This is a genomic window from Rhizorhabdus sp. GW822-FHT03C02, assembly GCF_058801765.1.
In genome coordinates, this window is record NZ_JBXANN010000010.1 from 1 (window position 1) to 20,072 (window position 20,072).

Annotated in this window: 20 protein-coding genes and 1 tRNA gene; 7 read left to right on the top strand and 14 right to left on the bottom strand. The window is 68.3% G+C overall.

The annotated features are described in order from the left end of the window. Nucleotides 1–184 precede the first annotated feature (184 nt). From AC1RM6_RS21525 to AC1RM6_RS21555, 7 genes are all read right to left on the bottom strand, one after another. Nucleotides 185–1,036, bottom strand: coding sequence for a MipA/OmpV family protein (locus AC1RM6_RS21525; protein ID WP_493104983.1), 852 nt, complete (start codon nucleotides 1,034–1,036; stop codon nucleotides 185–187). Nucleotides 1,037–1,047: 11 nt separating this feature from the next. Next, nucleotides 1,048–1,776 (bottom strand): AcvB/VirJ family lysyl-phosphatidylglycerol hydrolase, encoded by a 729-nt coding sequence (locus AC1RM6_RS21530; RefSeq protein ID WP_493104985.1) that lies wholly within the window; start codon nucleotides 1,774–1,776, stop codon nucleotides 1,048–1,050. Continuing rightward, the gene (locus AC1RM6_RS21535) at nucleotides 1,773–3,167 is read right to left on the bottom strand and encodes an AcvB/VirJ family lysyl-phosphatidylglycerol hydrolase (protein WP_493104987.1); all 1,395 of its coding nucleotides are present in this window, start codon (nucleotides 3,165–3,167) and stop codon (nucleotides 1,773–1,775) included. The genes AC1RM6_RS21530 and AC1RM6_RS21535 overlap by 4 nt, the downstream gene beginning before the upstream one ends. 201 nt (nucleotides 3,168–3,368) lie before the next feature. After that, nucleotides 3,369–4,745, bottom strand: coding sequence for a sensor histidine kinase (locus AC1RM6_RS21540; protein ID WP_493105384.1), 1,377 nt, complete (start codon nucleotides 4,743–4,745; stop codon nucleotides 3,369–3,371). Between the two features lie 5 nt (nucleotides 4,746–4,750). After that, complete coding sequence (locus tag AC1RM6_RS21545) at nucleotides 4,751–5,440, bottom strand: response regulator transcription factor (RefSeq protein WP_493104989.1); 690 nt, start codon at nucleotides 5,438–5,440, stop codon at nucleotides 4,751–4,753. Next, entirely contained in the window at nucleotides 5,437–5,829 is a 393-nt protein-coding gene (locus tag AC1RM6_RS21550) for a PDZ domain-containing protein (protein ID WP_493104991.1), read from the bottom strand. The genes AC1RM6_RS21545 and AC1RM6_RS21550 overlap by 4 nt, the downstream gene beginning before the upstream one ends. 1 nt (nucleotide 5,830) lies before the next feature. Next, the gene (locus AC1RM6_RS21555; protein WP_493104993.1) at nucleotides 5,831–6,358 is read right to left on the bottom strand and encodes a DUF1003 domain-containing protein; all 528 of its coding nucleotides are present in this window, start codon (nucleotides 6,356–6,358) and stop codon (nucleotides 5,831–5,833) included. Between the two features lie 183 nt (nucleotides 6,359–6,541). Between AC1RM6_RS21555 and AC1RM6_RS21560 the strand changes: the two genes are divergently transcribed. The 4 genes from AC1RM6_RS21560 (at nucleotide 6,542) to AC1RM6_RS21575 (ending at nucleotide 10,931) form a co-directional block, all read left to right on the top strand. Next, nucleotides 6,542–7,318: an AcvB/VirJ family lysyl-phosphatidylglycerol hydrolase gene (locus AC1RM6_RS21560; RefSeq protein WP_493104995.1), complete on the top strand. Its 777-nt coding sequence runs from the start codon at nucleotides 6,542–6,544 to the stop codon at nucleotides 7,316–7,318. A gap of 72 nt (nucleotides 7,319–7,390) precedes the next feature. Further along, nucleotides 7,391–7,816: a DUF2147 domain-containing protein gene (locus tag AC1RM6_RS21565; RefSeq protein ID WP_493104997.1), complete on the top strand. Its 426-nt coding sequence runs from the start codon at nucleotides 7,391–7,393 to the stop codon at nucleotides 7,814–7,816. Beyond that, entirely contained in the window at nucleotides 7,809–10,427 is a 2,619-nt protein-coding gene (gene mprF, locus AC1RM6_RS21570) for a bifunctional lysylphosphatidylglycerol flippase/synthetase MprF (RefSeq protein WP_493104998.1), read from the top strand. Before AC1RM6_RS21565 ends, mprF begins: the two co-directional genes overlap by 8 nt. A 60-nt stretch (nucleotides 10,428–10,487) precedes the next feature. Next, nucleotides 10,488–10,931: a response regulator gene (locus AC1RM6_RS21575; protein ID WP_493105000.1), complete on the top strand. Its 444-nt coding sequence runs from the start codon at nucleotides 10,488–10,490 to the stop codon at nucleotides 10,929–10,931. On the opposite strand, the gene cls is transcribed toward AC1RM6_RS21575, so the two are convergent. Continuing rightward, on the bottom strand, nucleotides 10,891–12,297 hold the full coding sequence (gene cls, locus AC1RM6_RS21580) for a cardiolipin synthase (protein WP_493105001.1): 1,407 nt from the start codon (nucleotides 12,295–12,297) through the stop codon (nucleotides 10,891–10,893). The two genes, AC1RM6_RS21575 and cls, sit on opposite strands and share 41 nt — an antisense overlap. A 353-nt stretch (nucleotides 12,298–12,650) precedes the next feature. On the opposite strand from cls, the gene AC1RM6_RS21585 reads away from it, so the two are divergent. Further along, nucleotides 12,651–12,875, top strand: coding sequence for a hypothetical protein (locus tag AC1RM6_RS21585; RefSeq protein ID WP_493105003.1), 225 nt, complete (start codon nucleotides 12,651–12,653; stop codon nucleotides 12,873–12,875). A gap of 62 nt (nucleotides 12,876–12,937) precedes the next feature. Here AC1RM6_RS21585 and AC1RM6_RS21590 read toward each other — a convergent pair. Continuing rightward, a tRNA-Arg gene (locus tag AC1RM6_RS21590) sits at nucleotides 12,938–13,014 on the bottom strand. A gap of 149 nt (nucleotides 13,015–13,163) precedes the next feature. Here AC1RM6_RS21590 and AC1RM6_RS21595 point away from each other — a divergent pair. Then, nucleotides 13,164–13,676, top strand: a complete 513-nt coding sequence (locus tag AC1RM6_RS21595) for a hypothetical protein (protein WP_493105005.1) — start codon at nucleotides 13,164–13,166, stop codon at nucleotides 13,674–13,676. 14 nt (nucleotides 13,677–13,690) lie between these two features. Here the strand turns inward: AC1RM6_RS21595 and AC1RM6_RS21600 are convergent, their stop codons facing one another. Genes AC1RM6_RS21600 through hemB form a run of 3 tightly spaced genes read right to left on the bottom strand, consistent with a single transcriptional unit; the run spans nucleotide 13,691 to nucleotide 15,766 of the window. Beyond that, entirely contained in the window at nucleotides 13,691–14,230 is a 540-nt protein-coding gene (locus tag AC1RM6_RS21600) for a gamma carbonic anhydrase family protein (protein ID WP_493105006.1), read from the bottom strand. Beyond that, nucleotides 14,227–14,769 (bottom strand): GNAT family N-acetyltransferase, encoded by a 543-nt coding sequence (locus AC1RM6_RS21605; RefSeq protein ID WP_493105008.1) that lies wholly within the window; start codon nucleotides 14,767–14,769, stop codon nucleotides 14,227–14,229. The genes AC1RM6_RS21600 and AC1RM6_RS21605 overlap by 4 nt, the downstream gene beginning before the upstream one ends. Before the next feature lie 4 nt (nucleotides 14,770–14,773). Next, nucleotides 14,774–15,766, bottom strand: coding sequence for a porphobilinogen synthase (gene hemB / locus AC1RM6_RS21610; RefSeq protein WP_493105010.1), 993 nt, complete (start codon nucleotides 15,764–15,766; stop codon nucleotides 14,774–14,776). Nucleotides 15,767–15,883: 117 nt separating this feature from the next. Between hemB and AC1RM6_RS21615 the strand changes: the two genes are divergently transcribed. Then, a complete protein-coding gene (locus AC1RM6_RS21615; protein ID WP_493105011.1) occupies nucleotides 15,884–16,798 on the top strand; it encodes a diacylglycerol/lipid kinase family protein in 915 nt (304 codons plus the stop codon). 97 nt (nucleotides 16,799–16,895) lie between these two features. Here the strand turns inward: AC1RM6_RS21615 and AC1RM6_RS21620 are convergent, their stop codons facing one another. Together AC1RM6_RS21620 and AC1RM6_RS21625 are read right to left on the bottom strand one after the other, a co-directional pair. Next, complete coding sequence (locus AC1RM6_RS21620) at nucleotides 16,896–18,368, bottom strand: carboxylesterase/lipase family protein (RefSeq protein ID WP_493105013.1); 1,473 nt, start codon at nucleotides 18,366–18,368, stop codon at nucleotides 16,896–16,898. Between the two features lie 83 nt (nucleotides 18,369–18,451). Then, nucleotides 18,452–19,843, bottom strand: a complete 1,392-nt coding sequence (locus AC1RM6_RS21625) for an APC family permease (protein WP_493105016.1) — start codon at nucleotides 19,841–19,843, stop codon at nucleotides 18,452–18,454. Nucleotides 19,844–20,072: the final 229 nt, after the last annotated feature.

Genomic DNA, 20,072 nt, shown 5'->3' on the forward strand with positions numbered 1-20,072 from the left:
GTGAGTTGGACCAGGCTTAGGCCGCGTCTCCATAACCGGCTCAGACCTACATCCGATGCTTCAAAGGAGAATATCCATGTCACCCTAACACGACATCTTGACCCACAACTCCCCATGTGAGTGCGGGGCGACGCAGAGGGAGGGGAGCGCCCTATGACAGAGCCTGCCGGATCAGGTCAGCCGCCTAGAATGTATATTCGAGGCCGACCGCACCGCTCCACTGGTCGGGGCTGCCCACATCCTCGACGATCGGCGAGCGGCGATAGGCGCCGAGGATCTGCTGATAGCCGCCGGTCGCGAACAGGCCGAAGCCATGGGTCAGGTTGCCGGTCAGCGAGTGGACCGCCATCGCGCTGAGGTTCCAGTCCTTCCAGCCGGCATGGTTGGCGCCGGCATAGGCCGCCAGCCCGCTCGCGGCGCTGCCGGCGGCATCGATGTCGTAATAATAACCGCCGAAGCGCCGGCCGACATAATCGGCCGAGGCCGAGATACTGACGAACATATGTTCGGACAGCGGGGTGTCATAGTCGAGCTCGGGGCTGACGACATAGCTGTGATGGGCATCGGTGACGTCATGCTGCCAGGACAGGCTCGCGCTCAGCGTGTCGTAATCGCTGGTGATGACGCCGGTGCGCTGGACGCCGATCGATCCGCCCAGTTCGAGCGCGGCGTTCCGCGATCCCAGCGCCGCGACCGCGGCGTCGCCGATGCGGCCATGGCGATCGAGGCGGAGCGCGACCAGCGGGCCGAGTTCGAGTTTCCAGCCCGGCTTGCCGCTGCCCGGGATCGCATCGACATAGAAGGCGGTGCCCGAGCTGTTGAAGCTGACCCCGGAGATCTGCCCCTGGATCGCCGCGGTCGGCAGCAGGGTCGACCGGTTCGATCCGATATAGCCGGGGCTCGACGCGAGCCCGATGCCGATCGACACACGGTCGCCGCCGATCTTGAGATCGTCGGGGCGGCCCGACACATCCTGGGCAAAAGCCGGCATTGCCGCCAGCATGAATGCGGCGGCGGTCATCGCCTTCCAGAGCATGGGGAATATCCTTATCGTTGGGCGGGAACCGCCGTAGAGATTGCCTGGGTGAGCGCGCCGAACAGCGCGTCGGCGTCGCGGTGGAGCGGGTGGCCGCCCGGCAGCGCGACCTTACGGACATTGGGTGCGGTCAGCATCGGGCACAGGCTGTCGGTTTCGTCGCGGCCCTGGATGCAAACGGTCGGCACCCAGGTCAGCTGCCGGCCGGTCGCGATCGCCGGGGCGTCGGGCCTGACCAGATCGAGCAGTTCGAGCGGCGACGCCTGATAGTCGACAGTGTCGGTCGGCACGACCAGCGCCACCATCGCCAGTTTCGAACGCAGCGCGGGCGGAAGGCCAGTCAATCCGACATGGACCATGTCGGCGCCGAAGGACTGGCCGATCAGCACCAGTCTGCGGGCATGGCCGAAGGCGAGTCCGCGCCGCACCGCGTCGGCGATCAGCCCCCGGATTTCGGCCGGGGTACGGCGCTGACGAAAATAGACGAGCGAATCGATCCCGAGCACCGGCACCCCATGATCGGCGAAGCGCGCGCCGATCTGCGGCCCCATGCCGGTGCGGAAGCCCATGTCGCCCGAGACGATCACGACCGCGATCCCGTCGAGCCCCGGCGCGGGGCGCCCTTTCGCCCTGACCGGCACATAGACGTCGCCGCCGAAATAGCCGAGATGCGCCCAATAGCCGGTCAGGGCGGCGGCCAGCAGTCCGACGGCTACCGCGATTCGCAGCAGCATCTTCATGCGACGACTCCCTTGAGCAGGGCGGCGGCGACGATATCGGCATTGCCGCCGAAATGATGACCGCCGGGCAACAATATCTGGGTGACCAGGCCCGCCGGCAGTGCCGGGCAGGCGCTGTCCTTTTCCGCCTCGCCGCGCACGCACTGCATGTCCGTCCCGCGCAGCCGGGCGATCGCGGGCGCGGTCGGCAGCGTCCTGTCACCATCGATGTCGAGCCAGGAGGCGAGATGGAACTGGAAATCGGCGGTGCCGCTGAGCCCGAGCATGCTCACCCGCGCGACCATCGGCCGAACACCTGCCGGCAGATTGCCGACGATATAGGCGAGGTCGTCGGCACCGAAGGAATAGCCGATGAAGATCACTTTCGACCGGTGCCAGCCAGGCGCGAAATGGGCGACGATGCGGGCGGCATCCTGTCCGGCGCCGGCCGGGGTCTTCGCGTTCCAGAAATAGCGCAGGCTGTCGACGCCAACCACGGGAACCCCAGCCGCCGCCAGCCGCGCGGCGACGTCACGATCGATCCCTGCCCAGCCGCCGTCGCCCGAATACATCACCGCCATCACGTCGCTGTGACGCGCGGCCGGATCGGCGACGATCGTCAGCGGCAGATCGGCGACGCTGCCCGACGCGGGCAACACCGGCGCAGGCGTCGCGGCATCGAGCAGAGGCGCGACCGCCGCCTGGAACTGCGGCACCCAATTGGCCTGGACCGAATAGCCATGGCCGACCTTGGGCAGTTCGATCAGCCGCGCCTCGGGGATGTGCGCGGTGAACGCCCGCGCCTGCACCGGATCGACGACCTGGTCCTGCAATCCCTGAAACACGACCCATGGCGCCGGCAGATGCGGCGCCGCCGAAAACAGCCATCCCGCCTCGGGCTTGGCGATCCGCGACGCGGTGACCCCGGCGATCTTGCACCATGGCTTGGTGCCGCCGAGATCGGGGCCGAAACCGAGCGACAGCGCGGCGCGCCAGGTCCCGCCGGGGGCCTGGGCGAGCGCCGCATAAGCGATCGTCGCGCCCGACGAATAGCCGACCAGCATCGGCTTCACATAGCCCGCCATCCCCAGCCGATGCTCGAAATCCTGGGCGAGCGCGGTAAGCGCGAAGTTGGGATTGACGCATGCGTCGCCATTGACCTCGAGGCTTTTCTGCAGCGCCGGGGTCGAGATGCCGGCCACCGCGACGCCCTGGTCCGCGAGCGCCTTCGCCATGTCGACCACGCCGAGATTCCAGCCGCCATCACCCGACAGGAACAGCGCGACCCCACGAATCTTCGCTTGTGGCCGATAGGTCGCCACCTCGCCGAGCTGGGCGAAATGGAAGCTGTCGGTCAGGATCGGCTGGCCGGCGACAGATGGCGGAGCGACAGATAGCGCAGCGACAGGCACCGGCGCGGCAGGCTGGGCGACGGATGCGGGACGGGGTGCCTGGGCCGGCAAGGCACGGGGAATCATCGACCCCAAGGCGAGCGCTCCAAGCCCCGCGATGGTCGTCAATCTCGTCAGCCATGCGCGCATCGGACAGTTCCCCTGATGATCGTCAGGCTGTCCGTCTAGCGCGCCCCGCCTTCGCGGCGGGTGAGCGTGCGATTAACTATCGGTAATCCTTGGTTCGACCGGGTCCGCGAGCAGATGGAGCTGGACGCAAAGCCCCGGCGCATTGTCCGCCAGCGCGAGCCGCCCGCCATGCAGCCGCGCGACCGCCGCCGCCAGCGACAGGCCCAGGCCGGCGCCGGTCTGGGTCCGCGCGCTGTCGAGCCGGCCGAAGCGGCGCAGCGCCTCGGGCCGGGACGCCTCGGGAATGCCGGGGCCATCATCGCCCACCGCGATCATCACCTCGCCGCCCTGCCGCCGGGCGGAAACGAGGATGCGTCCGGCACCATATTTCAGGGCATTGTCGATCAGATTGGCGAGCGCCTGGCCGAGCAGTTCGCGGTGGACATGCCCAGTGACTCCCGGCGGGGCATCGGCCTCGATCATGAAGCCCTTGTCCTCGGCGAGCGGGCCATAGACCTCGACCATGTCCTCGACCATCGCCGACAGATCGGTGTCTACGAAGGCCTCGCGGCCGAGCCCCGCCTCGGCCCGGCTGATCCTGAGCGCGGTGTCGAGCATGGCCAGCAGCCGGTCGCCCTCCTCGATCGCGCGGACCACAGCCGCCCGCGCATCGTCGCCCTCGCTCGCCGCCAGTGCGCGTTCGAGGGTCGAGCGCAGCCGGGTGAGCGGCGAGCGCAGGTCATGGGCGAGCCCGTCGGTCGCGATCTTGAGCTCACTCATCAGCCCGGCGATCCGATCGAGCATCCGGTCGACCGCCAGCCCGAGCGCGTCGAACGCATCGCCGCTCTCGTCGCTTCCGACCCGATGATCGAGATCGCCGGCGGCGACACCATCGGCGGTCGCGACGGTGGCCTGCAGCTTGTCGTTGATCAGCTTGGCCAGGCTCCACGCCGCGAACAGCGCCAGCGCCAGCGCGACCGCCAGCGCGCTCACCATCGCCTCTTCGAGGACGATGGTGAAGCGGAGCTCGCTTTCGATGACATGGCCGGTCAGCAGCCGGCCGCCGCCCTCCAGCGGGGTCGCGACCAGCCGCATCGTCTCCGAGCTGTCGCGGCCGATGCGAAACAGTTCGACCGTCGCCACCGCGGTTCCCGGCGGCAGCGACGGCGGCCAGTCGGCGAGATTGCCCGCGACCGGCCGACCGGCCCGATCGACCAGCAGCAGCACCGAACCGGGCGAGCGCCCCGCCGCCGCCGCTGCCGCGACCTGGGTGACGAGCCCGGCAAAGCCCCGGCCGCGATAGGCGGGCAACAGCGTGTCGCGCAGATCCTCGGCCTGGACCTGCGCCTCGTCGTTGATCTGGTCCTGGGTCAGTTCATGAACGGTGAACAGCAGGAGCGCCGCGCCGGCGAGCTGCAACAGGAAGACCAGCGCGGCGACACGGAAGGTGGTCGATCGCGCGAAGCGCACGCGAATCAAGCGTCCACGCCGAACCGATAGCCCGACCCGCGCACGGTGTGGAGCAGCGGGCGGGCATGGCCCTCGTCGATCTTCTTGCGCAGCCGGCTGACATGGACGTCGATGACGTTGGTGCCGGGATCGAAATGATAATCCCACACGCCTTCGAGCAGCATCGTCCGGGTCACGACCTGGCCGAGATGCCGCAGCAGATATTCGAGCAGGCGAAATTCGCGCGGCTGCAGGTCGACCGGCTGGCCGCCGCGCCGGACCTTGCGGGCGAGCAGGTCCATTTCGAGATCGTCGCAGGCCAATCTGGTCTCGGGGGCGGCACCTCGCCCTTGCCCGCGCCGGATCAGCAGCCGCACCCGCGCGAGCAGTTCGGCGAAGGCGAACGGCTTGGTCAGATAATCGTCCGACCCGCTTTCGAGCCCCTTGATCCGGTCCTCGGCCGAACTCATCGCCGACAGCACGATCACCGGGGTCTCGATGCCGGCCGCGCGCATCGCGCCGAGCACTGCCATCCCGTCCATGCCGGGCAGCATGCGATCGAGGATCACGCAGTCGAAGCTGCCATCGGTGGCATGGAACAGCCCGTCGCGGCCATTGTCGGCGCGGTCGACGACGAAGCCATGTTCGGTGAGCCCGTTCGCGACGAAGTCGGCAGTGCCGGCATCGTCCTCGATCAGCAATATGCGCTGGCTCATGCGGTGGCGCCCGGGTGGCGCGGCAGATGGATGTCGAGCAGTCGACGACCACGGCGGACCCGCAGATCGACGACCTGGTAGGAACCGCTGGCGACATCCTTGTTGAACGCGCCGAGGGTCGGCGCCGGCAGGCCGTCGACATCCTCGATCTCGTCGCCGACCCGCAGGCCGGCGGCGTCACCGGGCCCGGCGGTCTGCAGGCTGCTGACGATCAGATGAGGGCCGTCGGGCCCGTCGACGCTGTCGAGCGTCGCGCCGGTCGGCAGCGCCTGCGCCACCACGGCCTCGGGGCGATGCGGTGGGCGGGTCAGCGCATGGACGACGACGACCGCCGCCATGATCGCGCAGGCGATCACCGCCCAACCGGCCCAGGACAGGAATTTGCTCACATCAGTCCTCATGATGCGCGTCGAGCGCGCGAATTATGCGATCAAGCCGTTCGGTGATCGCCAGGTCAAGCTTCTCGTGAATACGTAATATCTCTAGTTCGGCGCGCAGATTGACCTCATAATCGAGGCTGGCGGCGAGCCGGTCCTTACCTGCCTGACGATTCTGGCTCATCATGATCACCGGCGCCTGCACCGCGGCGACGGTCGACAGCACCAGATTCAGGAAGATGAACGGGTAGGGATCGAAGGCGAGACCCCAGTGCGACAGCACCCGGCTGTTGAGCAGCATCCAGCCGAACAGCACCACCGAAAAGACGATGATGAAACCCCAGCTGCCGCCGACCGCGGCGACCCGGTCGGACAACCGCTCGCCGAAGGTCGCACGCTCGTCGGCAACGTCGGCCGCGTCCTGCGCGATCGGCATGCGCGCCTCGATACCGCGCAGCACCTTCGCTTCCTCGGGATCGAGGCTGTGATGGGCCTTGCCGAGCAGGGTGCGCGCGAGGGCGTGAAGCGGATCGGTTGCCATGCAATCTCCTTATCGTCGGTCTCTGTATAGACGATGCCATCTCATGCGGGGATGGGCGCAAGATGACCAAATGGTAATGCGGCGATCATCACGCCGCAGGGCGCAGCAAGGCATTTCGACCGCATCGTAATAGCGGGATATGTCGATGCGCCACCCTGTTCCCTCCTGTCTTTCCGCGCGGCCATGGCGACCGCACTGATCGCCTATCGGCACCCGGTCGCGGCGATGCGGGCGGCCTGGGCGCTGCTGTTCGCGCTGGTCGCCGGGATCGCGATGATCGCCGGCTTCCTCGCCTATATCGGCTATCTGGGCGGCACGGTGATCGCCGTCACGCCGGCGACCGGATCGCCGCTGCCGACCGAGCAAGGCACGACCGTGCTGTTCCTGTCGAGCGACATGGGGCCGCGGATCGGCATGGGACGCAGCCTGGTCGAGCGCTTCGCCGCGACCGGGATGCCGGTGGTGAGCGTCAACTGCCTGCGCTATTTCCGCACCGAGCGGACCGCCGACGATGCCGCACGGCTGCTCGATACCGCGATCGTCCGCGCGCTGGCGGTGCCGGGCACGCAGCGGCTGATCCTGGTCGGCCAGTCCTTCGGCGCCGACATGCTGCAGGCCTCGCTCGCCTCGGTTGCACCGGAGCTGCGGCAGCGGCTGGTGATGACCGTGCTCGTGGTCCCGCCCGACACCACCCTGTTCCGGGCCTCGCCCGGCGAGATTTTCGGTTTCGGCGAAAACGGATCGCCGGCGATCAGCACGAGCCGGCCGATCGACTGGATGCCGATATTGTGCATCCAGGGCGCCGAAGAGACCGACAGCCTCTGTCCTTTGCTGCGCAGCACGAATGTCGAGAAACGCGCGCTGCCCGGGGGCCATATGCTCGATTTCGATGCCGACCGGCTGTTCGCGGCGATCGCCCCGCGCGTCCGCCAGACGCTCGCTGCCGCACATTACCAATAGTTCAGCCGGCGCCCACCGCCGCTCCATCCGCGGCGTCCTAATCCGGACGCCGTCATCAACAGGGGATATCGCATGCACCGCCTGATCTCGATCCTCACCGCCTGCGCGCTTGCCGCGGCCGCTCCCGCGATCGCGCAAACCCCGCCGCAATCGCCCGATGGCCTGTGGCTCAACCCGCACGGCACCGTCGCGGTGCGCACCGGCGCGTGCCAGAACCGGCTGTGCGGCTGGATCGTCTGGGCGAGCCCCGAGGCCGAGCAGGATGCCCGGGACAGCGGCATCGACCGGCTGATCGGGATCGAACTGCTGTCGGACTATCGCAGCGAGAGCCCCGCGAGCTGGTCGGGATCGGTGTTCGTCCCCGACATGGGACATCGTTTCTCGTCGACGATCACCGAACTGAGCCCGACCGCGCTCAAGGTGCAGGGCTGCCTGATCGGCGGCTTCCTCTGCAAGTCGCAGGTCTGGCAGCGCATCGAGAAGCTTCCCAATGCATGAGCTGATCGCATCGCTGCGCCGCCACCGCGCGCTGGTTTCGGTCGCGCTGATCGCGGTGCTGGTGGCGCTGGGCTTCACCGCGCTCCACGCGCTCACCACCGACCTCCACCCCGCCGACGTCCGCACCGCCTTCCATGCGATCGCGCGGCGGCAGATCGTGCTGGCGCTGGCCTGCACCGCGATCAGCTATTTCGCGCTGACCTTCTACGACGTGCTCGCGCTGCGCGTGATCGGCCGGCCGCTGCCCTGGCGGACCGCCGCGCTCGCCTCGTTCGTCAGCTACACGATCAGCCATAATCTGGGGCTGTCGCTGGTGACCGGCGGATCGGCGCGCTATCGCATCTACAGCCGGGCCGGCCTCGACGCAGGCGACGTCGCACGGGTCGTCGCGATCGCCGGCACCACCTTCTGGATGGGCGTGCTCGCCATCACCGGAATCGCGATGATCGCGCATGGCGGCGCGATGACGCTGGGCGACGTCACGATCTCGCCGACCGCGACCCACGCGATCGGCGCCGCGATCATCGCCGCGACCCTGGGGTTCGTGCTGCTGTGCGCGATCGGACCGCGATCGATCGGCTTCGGACGCTGGACGATGCCGCTGCCGGGCGCGCGGATCGCGATCGGCCAGATCGGCATCGCCGGGATCGACCTGGCGGCGGCGGGCGCGGCGCTGTTCCTGCTGATTCCCGGCGCCGACCCGGCGCTGCTGCCGAGCTTCATCCTCGCTTATGCGCTGGGCATCATCGCGACGATCATCACCCATGTGCCGGGCGGGCTCGGCGTGTTCGAGGCGGTGGTGATCGCGACCGTGCCCGCCGACCGGCCGGCGCTCGCCGCGGCGCTGATCGTCTATCGCATCCTCTATTATGTCCTGCCGCTGCTGCTCGGCATCCTCACCCTCGGCATCCAGGAAGGCCGCGAGCATCGGCTAGCGCGGTCGCTCGCCGGGATCCGCGGCATCGCCAGCGGCTTCGCGCCGCTGCTGCTCAGCGCCGCGGCGTTCACCGGCGGAGCGATCCTGCTGCTATCGGGATCGACCCCCGGCATTCCCGAGCGGTTGCACGCGCTGCACGCGATCGTGCCGCTGCCGTTCATCGAGGCCTCGCACCTCGCGGCGAGCCTGGTCGGCAGCGGGCTGCTGCTGCTGGCGCCGGGCCTCTATCGCCGGCTCGACGGCGCATTCGTGGCGGCGCGCGCGCTGCTGATCGCCGGCGCCGCCTTCTCGCTGGCCAAGGGCATCGACTATGAGGAGGCGATCGTCTGCCTGACGATCGCCGGCCTGCTGCAATGGACCCGGCCGGCCTTCTATCGCACCACCGCCTTCACCACCCGCCCCTTCTCGCCGTCCTGGCTGGCGAGCATCGCCGCGATCGGCGGGCTCACCATCTGGGTCGGGCTCTTCTCCTACAAGCATGTCGCCTATCAGAATGCGCTGTGGTGGGACTTCGCGCTCCATGGCGACGCATCGCGCTACCTGCGCGCGTGCCTGGGCGCCGCGGTGCTGCTGATCGGCACCACGAGCTGGCGGCTGCTCTCGCCGGGTTCGCAGCGTCTGTCACCCACGCCGATCCCGGCCGAGGTCGAGACCGCGCTCGACCTGGCCGAGCGCACCGATGCGATGCTGGCGCTGACCGGCGACAAGCGCTTCCTGGTCGCCGAGGACGGCGAATCCTTCCTGATGTACCAGGTGCGGGGATCGAGCTGGATCGTGATGGCCGACCCGGTCGGCGCGCGCACCGCGTGGCGTGAACTGCTGTGGACGATCCGCGGCATGGCCGACGCCGCGCAGGGCCGGCTGATGCTCTACCAGGTCAGCGCCGACATGCTCGCGCTGGCGATCGAGCTGGGCCTCCAGATCGTCAAATATGGCGAGGAGGCGATCATCGACCTCGCCGATTTCGCGCTCGACGGCCCGCGGATGCGCTCGCTGCGCCATGCCGAACGCCGTGCGGTTCGCGAGGGCGCGAGCTTCGCGGTGGTCCCGGCCGACCAGGTCGCGCCGCTGCTGCCCGAGCTCGCTGCGATTTCCGACACCTGGCTGCACGCCAAGGGGCAGCGCGAGAAGGCGTTCAGCCTCGGCCGCTTCGACCCCGCCTATATCGCCCGCTTCGACGTCGCGGTGGTGCGGGTCGAAGGCCGGATCGTCGCCTTCGCCAATATCTGGAAGACCGCCAACAAGCGCGAGCTGTCGGTCGACCTGATGCGCCACGCCGAAGGATCGCCGCCGGGGGTGATGGACTATCTGTTCGTCAGCCTGATGCTGTGGGGCCGCGCCGAAGCCTATCAGCGTTTCTCGCTGGGCCTGGCGCCACTGTCGGGGATCGAGGGCCGGCGGCTCGCGCCGCTGTGGGCCAAGGCCGGGTCGATGCTGTTCCGGCACGGCGAGCGCTTCTACGGCTTCAAGGGCCTGCGCGCCTATAAGGAGAAGTTCGCCCCCGCCTGGGAGCCGCGCTACATCGCCGCCCCGCATGGGCTGGGCCTGGTCCGCGCGATGCGCGACCTCAACCTGCTGATCGGCAGCCCGACCGCGATGACGCCGGTCGCCTACCCACCGCTTACCGCCATTCCGCCCGCAGCCGCAAACGACCCCGAACGAAGGGCCGCATGACCGCTGTTCCCATCAACCTGCCCGATTGTTCCTGGCCTGCTTGTTCCTGGAAAGACGTACATGTCGCATTGCTTACCGCTTACCCACCGGTCGCTGTTGCTGGTCGAGGACGAACCCACCATTCGCGAGATGCTCGCCGAGGCGCTGCGCGACGCCGGTCATGACGTCGTGGTCGCCGCCAGCGCGGCGCAGGCGATCGACATCATGGGATCGCGCCGCTTCATCGCGATCATATCGGACATCCGCCTGGGCGGGCGCGTCACCGGCTGGGACGTGGTGCGCTGCGCGCGCAGCCATTCGCCCGGGATCGCCGCCATCTATATGAGCGGCGACAGCGCGCACGACTGGGCGCATCAGGGAGTGCCCGACAGCCTGTTCCTCCAGAAGCCGTTCACCTGCGCCGATGTGGTGCGCGCGGTGGCCAATGTCCTCGACATCCCGTTCGCCGATTATGCGTCGCTGCCTAAAGCAGGGGGCTCACCATCCGCGCCATGTTCTCGATGAGCCGCACCGAGCGCGGCCGGGCACGCCAGCCGGCGAGATCGAGCAGGTCGCTGCGCGCGATATAGCCGCGCTGGATCGCCGCGAGTCGGGCGATGCTGTCGGGATCGTGGAGCAGCAGGCTGACCTCCTCGTTGAGCTGGAAGGAGCGGATGTCGACATTGCTCGACCCGACCACCGCCAGCGCACCGTCGACCGCGACATTCTTGGCGTGGAGCAGTGCATCGCGATAGCGGTGGATGCGCACTCCGGCGCGCAGCAACTCGTCATAATAGGAACGCTGGGCCAGCCCGACGAGCGGCTGGTCGACCACCGCCGATACGATCAGGTCGACCGTCACGCCGCGCAGCACCGCGGTCCGCATCGCGCCGAGCAGGGCCTCGTCGGGGATGAGATAGGGGGTGGTGACCGTGACCGACGCTCGAGCGGCATGGATATGCCAGACCAGCAGGGTCTCGAACCCCTGGAGCGGATAGTCGGCGCCGCTCGGCAGCACCTGGGCGATCGCCGTGCCATCGGCCGCGGGGATCACGGGCGACTCGTCGAGCAGATGCTCGGTCTCGAGATACCAGTCGATCAGGAAGATCGCCGCCATCTCGGCAACCGCCGGGCCTTCGACCCGGAGCACCAGTTCGTGGTTCATGATGCCCGGGCGGAAATCGGGATCGACGATATTCTGCGATCCGGCATAGCCGATGCGTCCGTCGATCAGGAACAGCTTGCGATGGTTGCGCATGTCGCGGCGGGTGCGGCCGCGCAGCCAGCGGAACGGCAGGGTCTGGCGGATCTCGACCCCCGCGGCCTGCAGTTGTGCGATCGTTCCTTTGGCCCAGCGATGCGAGCCGACCGGATCGAGCAGCACATGGCAGGCGACACCGCGCGCGACCGCACGGGCGAGCGCGGCGATCACCGATCGCCCGGTCGCATCGTCGGCGAAGATATAGACGAGCAGCCGGACATGATCGCGGGCGCCATCGATGTCGGCGACGAGCCGCGCGATCATGCCGCGATAATCGTCGAGAAAATCGACCCGGTTGCCGCCGACCGGGGGGAGCGCGCCCAGCCGGCTGGCAAGCTGGTCGCCCGAGCGCGGAAGATCGGGTGGCGCCGCTATGGCCAGGCGATCGGCCAGCGCCGCGATCACCGGCGCCAGCCGTTCGAGCCGAGCGATGCGCCATGCGGGGAACCGGGGCCGGCCGATCGCGAGGTAGAGCAGCAGACCCGGGATCGGCAGGAAGAAGATCAGCAGCAGCCAGCTGCGCGTCGCCGCGGCGGCACGGCGCATCGGCACGACCACCAGCATCAGGATGCGGATGGCCCATTCGAGCAGGACATAGCTTGTACCGAGACTGGGCAGGAAATCGTCCATCGCCGGACGATGCTAACCGAACATGGCGGGCGCGTCTCGCGCCTCCGCTGTCAGGCCGCGAAGACGAACGCGGCACCTTGGGGGACGGATGGATCGATCGTCGCTGGCATCTGAAAAGGATGCGACGTCCGGCGGCAGGGGGAAAGCGGCCGGACGTCGCCGAGAGGTCACCGGCAAGGGGGAAAGCACCGGTGACGAAAACCTGTCTACACCCGCACGGCTGTCGGGAAGATGCCCTGAGCATTACAAGTTGGTAACGTCTGCAAGCCCCGAAATCCGCATGACCAAAGTTTAACCTTCCCGCCAGCCGCGCGGCGGACCGACCCGGTTATGGCCGGTCGTCGGAGGTTCCCATGGCCAATAGCGAAGATCTGAGCAAAGTCGGCACGAAGCGCAGCACCCGCGCGCATGATTTTCTCGCCGCCCCGCGCGCCTGCCGGCGCGGCGAGCATGTGCCCACCGCCGATGTCGTCACCGACGCCAGCGGCCTCCAGCACAGCCGCTGCCGGACATGCGGCTGCGAACTGACCCGGCTGCCGGTGCTGCGGCGCTGGTATCGGACGGGGATGATGGGATGAGCGCGATCGGCGCGTCAGATTGGCGGCGAGTCGCTGCAAGCCGATCGGCGATGGGAAAATACTGGTGCGCCCGGAACGATTCGAACGTCCGACCCTCAGATTCGTAGTCTGATGCTCTATCCAGCTGAGCTACGGGCGCACTCTGTATTCAAAGGGTTTTTCCGAGGAAAAGCCCCTATCACCGCCGACGGCCCGTCGGAACGGGCGTGGCGTGGGGGGCTACCTAGTCGGGAGCGGCGCAGGACGCAACCCCGTTGCGCAAGAAATCTGCGCGGCATAGAGCAGGCCATGATTTTCGCACCCCGGCTTGGCCTGATCGCCCTCTCCGCGCTTTCGCTCGCTGCCTGCGCGGGCAATGTCCGCGGCTATCCCTCGCTCGCGCCAAGGCCGATCGAAAAGGCCATGGCCGAAACGCCCGCCGCTGCGCTGCCGGCGACGCCGCCGGTCGCCGAAGGGCTGCCCACTTTGTCCGGCGACCTTGCCAAGATCGCCGCCGCCGCCGATTCGACCAATGCCGACTTCCAGGCCGCGCTCGCCGCCCAGCGCGCGACGATCGAAAAAGGCCGCAACGCCGCCGCCGGATCGGAAAACTGGGTCGCCGCGCAGGAAGCCTATAGCGCGGTCGATGCCGCGCGCGCGCCGATCGGATCCACGCTCGCCGACCTCGACCGATTGCGCCAGGAAGCGGTGGCGAAGAATGACGACACCCGCCAGCAGGCGATCGAGGCGCTCGCCCTCAAGGTGCAGGCGCTCGACGATGCCGCGCGGTCGAGCATGGCGGCGATCCAGCCCGCGGGCTGATTCGCGCGGCCGAATCAGAGGCCGGCAAGCTCGGCGCGAAAGCGACGCGCCAGCTCGACATAGCCCATGACCCCGGCCTGGTGGTTGGCGACCTCCTGCGGACGGAGATCGCGCATATAGACCGCTGGCCGCCCGCCCCACATCTGGCCGCGCGGGATGCGCTTGTTCGGGGTGAGCATCGCACCGGCGGCGAGCATCGCCCCTTCCTCGATCACGCAGCCGTCCATGACGATCGCGCCGAGCCCGACGAAACCGCGATCCTCGATCGTGCAGCCGTGGAGCATCGCGAGATGGCCGACCAGCACATCGTCGCCGATCAGGGTCGGGAACAGGCCGGTGGTGACATGGATGACGCTGCCGTCCTGGATGTTGGTGCGCGCCCCGATCCGCACCCGTTCGACGTCGGCGCGCACCACCACATTGTACCACAGGCTGCTTTCGGCGCCGATCTCGACATCGCCGATCACCCGCACACCGGCGGCGACGAACGCCGACGGATCGATCTTCGGCGCCACCCCGCCATGCGGCAGGATCGTCGTGTCTTTCGAGATCATCGCGGCGTCCCGGGCTTGTCGATGCTGTAGACGATGTGCGGCCGCAGCCGCTCCTCGAGCCCCGGCTGCGGATGATCGAAGTCGAGATCGTGGCGGCGTATCATGCCGAGCCGTTCCATCAGTCCCCACGACCGGACATTGCCGAGCACGGTCATCGCCCAGATCGTCGGATCGGCAAGATGCGCGAAGCCCCAGTCGAGGCTGGCCTGCGCCGCTTCCCGGGCATAGCCCTGGCCCCAATGCGCCGCGGCGAGCCGCCAGCCGATTTCGGCCTTGCCCTCGATCGGAGTGCCGAGCGCGCCCGGCTTGATCCCGCAAAAGCCGAGAAAGGTCGCGTCGGCCTTGCGCTCGACCGCCCAGAAGCCATGGCCGACATCGTCGATGAAGCCGTTCTGGCGATCGATCGCGGCGTCGCTTTCGGTCCGCGAGACGAGCGGCCCGAGATATTCCATCACCGACGGGTCGCTGCCCATCGCATGAAAGGGTGCACGGTCGCCGTCATGCCAGCGGCGCAGCAGCAGGCGATCGGTTTCGATCACAGGCTCAGGCGCCCATCAGCCGGGCGGCGTGGAGCGCATGATAGGTGAGCACCCCCGAGGCCCCCGCGCGCTTGAACGCCATCAGCGTTTCGAGGACGAGCGCGTCGCGGTCGCCCGCGCCGGCGGCGACCGCATGCTCGATCATCGCATATTCGCCCGACACCTGATAGGCGAACACCGGCACCTCGAACCGTTCCTTCACCAGCCGGACGATGTCGAGATAGGGCAGGCCCGGCTTGACCATCACGCTGTCGGCGCCCTCGGCGAGGTCGAGCGCGACCTCGCGGAGCGCCTCCTCGGCGTTGGACGGGCTCATCTGATAGCCCTTCTTGTCGCCCTTGAGCAGCCCGCGGGTGTCGACCGCGTCGCGGAACGGGCCGTAGAAGGCCGAGGCATATTTGGCGGCATAGGCCATGATCTGGACGTCGACATGGCCGCCGGCCTCGAGCGCGGCGCGGATCGCGCCGACCCGGCCGTCCATCATGTCCGACGGGGCGACGATGTCGGTTCCCGCCTCGGCCTGAACCAGCGCCTGGCCGACCAGGATCTCGCTGGTCGGATCGTTGAGGACATGGCCCGCCGCGTCGACCAGCCCGTCATGGCCATGGCTGGTATAGGGATCGAGCGCGACGTCGGTGAGCAGGCCGATGTCGGGGACCGCGTCCTTGATCGTACGGATCGCGCGACACATCAGATTGTCGGGGTTGAGCGCCTCGCGGCCATCGTCCGAACGCAGGCTGCGCGGGGTGTTGGGGAACAGGGCAAGACACGGAATGCCCGCCGCCTTCGCCTCGCGCGCGCGGTCGGCGATCTGCGACAACGGCCAGCGCGACACGCCGGGCAGCGCCGCGATCGGTTCGATCTCGTCGCCATTGGCGATGAACAGCGGCCAGATCAGGTCGGCCGGGGTCAGGACATTCTCGGCGAACATCGCGCGGCTCCAGGCATGGCGGCGCGGGCGGCGAAGGCGAAGCGAGGGAAAGGCTGCATGAGTCATGGCGCGCTGTCTAAACGGCGCGGCCGCAGTTTCAAAGCCGCGCACGCCCGGCCCCACGAAATCTGCAATCGCGAAGATCGTTCTGCATCCGATCCGGTTCTGGCGCGTTCAGCGCGCATGGACCCTGCCCCGCTCCCCACATCCGCGATCCTGATCATCAATGCACAATCGCGACAGGGCGAGAAACAGATGGACCAGGCCGAGGCGAAGCTTCGCGCGGCCGGGATCGACCTGATCGAGGTGCAGGCGATCCGCAAACCCGGCACGCTCGACGAACTGGTCGCCGCGGCGGTCGCCAAGAAGCCGCCGATGCTGATCGTCGGCGGCGGCGACGGATCGCTGTCCTGCGCGGTCGACCATCTGGTCGGAACCGACATCGTGTTCGGAATCCTGCCGCTCGGTACCGCCAACAGCTTCGCCCGCACCCTCGGCATACCGCTCGACCTCGACGGCGCGATCGGGGTGCTGGCGGGCGGAAAGGCCCGGCGGATCGACCTGGGGATGATCAACGACGATTATTACTGCAACTGCGCCGCGATCGGCCTGTCGACCAAGATCGGCAGCCATATCCCGCCGATGCTGAAGAAGACGCTCGGGCGGATCGGCTATCTGCTGTGGGCGACCTACCAGTCGATGAAGTTCAAGGCGTTCGTGCTGGCGGTGACGATCGACGGCAAGACCGAGACGATGAAGGCGCTCGAGGTGCGGATCGCCAACGGCCCTTATCATGGCGGAGTCGAACTGGTCGACGACGCCGATGTCGCCAGCGGCGAGATCGTCGTCCAGGCGGTGATCGGCAAGTCGCCGATGCAGCTCGGCTGGAGCTGGTTCGCGAGCTGGCTGCGGCTGAAGGCGCGCAAGGACACCACCGTCGAATTTCACGGCCGCGAGATCAGGGTCGAGACCCGTCCGCCGATGAAGATCTCGATCGACGGCGAGGTGCTGGCGAAGACGCCGGTGACCGCCAAGGTCGCGCGCGCGGCGATCCTGGTCGCCGCGCCGGCCGATGGGCCGGCGGCGCTCTCCGGCTAGAGTGATTTCGAGGCAGGTAGAATATCTGCCGGCTCGGAAATCACGGCAAACAAAGACAATTTAGAGTGTGTTCTGATCAATCTCATCAGGACACACTCTAAGTCTTCAGGCCGATCGCCGCAGCTGGTGCGACGTCGCGGCCGGCCCAGGCGGCGAAGCGGTCGGCGTCGGGATTTTCGACGGTCCGGTCCTCGAGATCGAACAGCCGCACCTGCGGGCTGGCGGCGCTATAGGCGGGCCAGTCGGGCGCGGCGCGGCCATGGCGGGTGAAATGGGCGAGCTGGCGGCGCATGCGATCGCCGAGCGCCGCGCGGCGCCCCGCCATTGGGCCGCCGCGGACCAGCGCCATCTTCAGACCGCTGAACGGCCAGGCGAGGGTGAGGTCGAGGCCGTGGGTGGCGCCGGCGATCGGGTGCGCATAGTCGAAGCGATAATACCAGGTCGGGTTGGCGGCGGCATGGCGTTCGGCGAAGTTGCGGGTCGGCATCGCGAAGGTCAGGTCGCTGGCGAGCGCACGCCGCCCCTGCTTGGTGCGCGGATAGGCGGCGATCACCCGTTCGGCCTGGTCGGCGGGCAATTGCATGCGCAGGATGAATTCGAGATCGTCCCAGCGGGTCGGCAATATGTCGCCCGGCATCAGATCGAACAGCCTGATTTCCTCGCGGGTCGCGCCGGCAAGCAGCGGCACCGGCGCGGTCGGATGGGCATGCGCGTCGGCGAGCGATGCGGGCAGCAGATCACCGTCATACCAGGGCGCCGCAGGGATGCCGTTGCGCTCCTCCTCGCCGACCTTGGCCTGCGCCTCGAACAATCGCGTGAGGTCCATGGTCCGGAGCTGGTCGAGCCCCGACTGGTCGACCCCGAGCAATTCGGCATAGCGGCGCGCGAGCCGGCGGCTATGCTCGCGGTCGTGGATCAGGCTGACCGCGCCGCTCTGCATGATCGCGCCGTGGAACAGCGGCCAGGCCCGACGGCACAGCATCAGCAGCGAGATCGACATCGACCCGGCCGACTGGCCGGCGATCGTCACCCGGCCCGGATCGCCGCCGAAACCGGCGATATTGTCGCGGACCCACTCGAGCGCTGCGATCTGGTCGCGGAGGCCGAGATTGCCCGGGATCTGCGGCAGGCCCAGCGCCTCGCCGAAATTGACGAAACCGAGCACCCCGACCCGGTAGTTGATGGTGACGACGATCATGTCGCCGAGCGCGGCCAGCGCCGACCCGTCATAGGGGTTGCTGCTGCCAGCGACGAAGGCGCCGCCATGGATCCAGACGAACACCGGCTTGGGCCCCGGCTCGCCACCCTCGGGCGCCCAGATGTTGAGCGCGAGGCAATCCTCGCCATGATCGGGCGCGGCGGTGCGCGCCTGCTTCGCCGACTTGCCGTACATTTGCGGGCATTGCCGGCCCATCGTCCGCGCCGAGCGGATGCCCTGCCAGGGCGTTGGCGGCTGCGGCGCGGCAAAGCGCTCGGCCTGGGCATATGGGACACCGAACCAGCGGCGGACGCCGCCCGACACACCGCCTTCGACCGATCCCGCCATCGTCGATACGACCAGCTCGCTCATCCCGCCCTCCCATTCGCTTTTGCGAAATGATGGCATGGACGAAGTGCTATGAGCAATAGCGTATCAGAGCGGCCATGGCCGGGTCAGCCCTTGCCGGGGAGCGCCGGTATCTGGACCTGCCATTCGCCGCGGCGACGCAGGACGAAACGATAATAGGCCGCCGACAGCAGCACCTGGCCGGCGGTGACGATCAGGCCGGGGCGCCCTTCCTCGACATCGAGCCAGCTGGTCCAGACGACATAGGCGAGCGCCGCGAGGGTGACGATCGGCGCGATCGGGTAGAGCGGCATGCGATAGGGCGCGTGCGCCGACTGGCCGCCACGCCGGCCGACGATCACCGCCGCCGCCATCCCGGCATAGATCACGATCAGTCCGGCGCCGTTGACGACGAGCAGGAAGGTGAGCGGCATGAAGCAGGCGGCGATCATGAAGGCGCCGATAAGCAGGGTGCCGATCCACGGCGATCCGAAGCGCGGGTGGATCGCCGACAGCAGGCCGTCGAACCGCCGTCCCCAGCAGCGGTCGCGCGCGCTGCTGTAGAAGAAGCGCGCGCAGGACAGGATCGCGGCGATGATCGCGTTGACGATCGCGATCACGATGCCGATCGACACCGCATCGCGGACCCAGCCGGGCGCGAGCGCGCCGACCAGCATGCCGAACGGATCGTCGGCGGTGACGAGGCGGTGGAGATCGGGTGCGCCGGCGAGCGCCGCGACGATCGGCACGCCGACGAACAGGATCGCCAGCGCCACCGCCCACAGCACGGTGCGTGCGATCAATCGCGGCGCCTCGTGCATCTCCTCGCCGAAATAGACCGCGACGCCATAGCCGTTGAAGGCGAAGATCGCGATCGAGGTCGCCACTCCGATCGAGGCGACCGAGGCCGGCACCATCGCGGCCGCGTCCGGCATGACCGGACGCAGGATCATGTCGGCGACCGGATGAAGCTGGTGCGCGAATCCCAGCCAGATCACGACGAGCAGCGCGAGCAGTTCGACGAGCAGGAACAGTCCGGTCACCATCGCATTGACGCGGATGTTGAGCAAAGCGACCAGGGTCGATGCCGCGAGCACCGCGATCGCGACCGGCACCGCCGGCAATCCGGGGATCACGGTGCCGAGCACCGCGGCAACGCCCAGGGCGGCAACCGGCGGGAAGAGCAGGTTGCTGAAGATGTTGACCCCGAGCATCACGAAACCGGCAAGCGGCCCGAGCGTGTGGGCGACCATCACATATTCGCCGCCCGCGACCGGCCAGGCCGACGAGAGCTCGGCATAGATGAAGGCGGTGGTGACACAGATCAGCGAGGCGATCAGCGTCGCCCAGATCGCCCCGGTTCCGGCGGTCTGGAGCATGCCGGGGACGATCACGAACACCGACGAGGCGGGGGTCGTCACCGACAGGGTCAGGAACAGCACACCCGCCACGCCCAGGCATCGCACCAGCGGCTGCGGTGCCGCGCCTTTTCCGTCCATCGTCGCCCCTCGATCGCCCCGAAGGCGCGAGGCTATCGGCGGTTCGCGGCGGGCGTCAAGCCGATCGGCAGAGGCGCCCGCCCCACCCCGAGAAACGCGGCACGATTCCGGATCATGATCGATGCCATCGCGATCGGGGCGGCGCGATCCGACGGAAACCCGCGCGATATTGCTATTGCCAAGCCGCGGACCGACCCGATAGCGTCGGTGACAGAGCGCCTATTGGCGG

Coding starts and splice junctions, on each gene's coding strand:
- AC1RM6_RS21620 (WP_493105013.1), bottom strand. CDS start 18,368: ATGAGCGAGCTGGTCGTATCGACGATGGCGGGATCGGTCGAAGGCGGT.
- AC1RM6_RS21615 (WP_493105011.1), top strand. CDS start 15,884: ATGGACCCTGCCCCGCTCCCCACATCCGCGATCCTGATCATCAATGCA.
- mprF (WP_493104998.1), top strand. CDS start 7,809: ATGCATGAGCTGATCGCATCGCTGCGCCGCCACCGCGCGCTGGTTTCG.
- AC1RM6_RS21585 (WP_493105003.1), top strand. CDS start 12,651: ATGGCCAATAGCGAAGATCTGAGCAAAGTCGGCACGAAGCGCAGCACC.
- AC1RM6_RS21595 (WP_493105005.1), top strand. CDS start 13,164: ATGATTTTCGCACCCCGGCTTGGCCTGATCGCCCTCTCCGCGCTTTCG.
- AC1RM6_RS21600 (WP_493105006.1), bottom strand. CDS start 14,230: ATGATCTCGAAAGACACGACGATCCTGCCGCATGGCGGGGTGGCGCCG.
- AC1RM6_RS21565 (WP_493104997.1), top strand. CDS start 7,391: ATGCACCGCCTGATCTCGATCCTCACCGCCTGCGCGCTTGCCGCGGCC.
- cls (WP_493105001.1), bottom strand. CDS start 12,297: ATGGACGATTTCCTGCCCAGTCTCGGTACAAGCTATGTCCTGCTCGAA.
- AC1RM6_RS21545 (WP_493104989.1), bottom strand. CDS start 5,440: ATGAGCCAGCGCATATTGCTGATCGAGGACGATGCCGGCACTGCCGAC.
- AC1RM6_RS21575 (WP_493105000.1), top strand. CDS start 10,488: ATGTCGCATTGCTTACCGCTTACCCACCGGTCGCTGTTGCTGGTCGAG.
- AC1RM6_RS21525 (WP_493104983.1), bottom strand. CDS start 1,036: ATGCTCTGGAAGGCGATGACCGCCGCCGCATTCATGCTGGCGGCAATG.
- hemB (WP_493105010.1), bottom strand. CDS start 15,766: ATGACTCATGCAGCCTTTCCCTCGCTTCGCCTTCGCCGCCCGCGCCGC.
- AC1RM6_RS21625 (WP_493105016.1), bottom strand. CDS start 19,843: ATGGACGGAAAAGGCGCGGCACCGCAGCCGCTGGTGCGATGCCTGGGC.
- AC1RM6_RS21530 (WP_493104985.1), bottom strand. CDS start 1,776: ATGAAGATGCTGCTGCGAATCGCGGTAGCCGTCGGACTGCTGGCCGCC.
- AC1RM6_RS21555 (WP_493104993.1), bottom strand. CDS start 6,358: ATGGCAACCGATCCGCTTCACGCCCTCGCGCGCACCCTGCTCGGCAAG.
- AC1RM6_RS21560 (WP_493104995.1), top strand. CDS start 6,542: ATGGCGACCGCACTGATCGCCTATCGGCACCCGGTCGCGGCGATGCGG.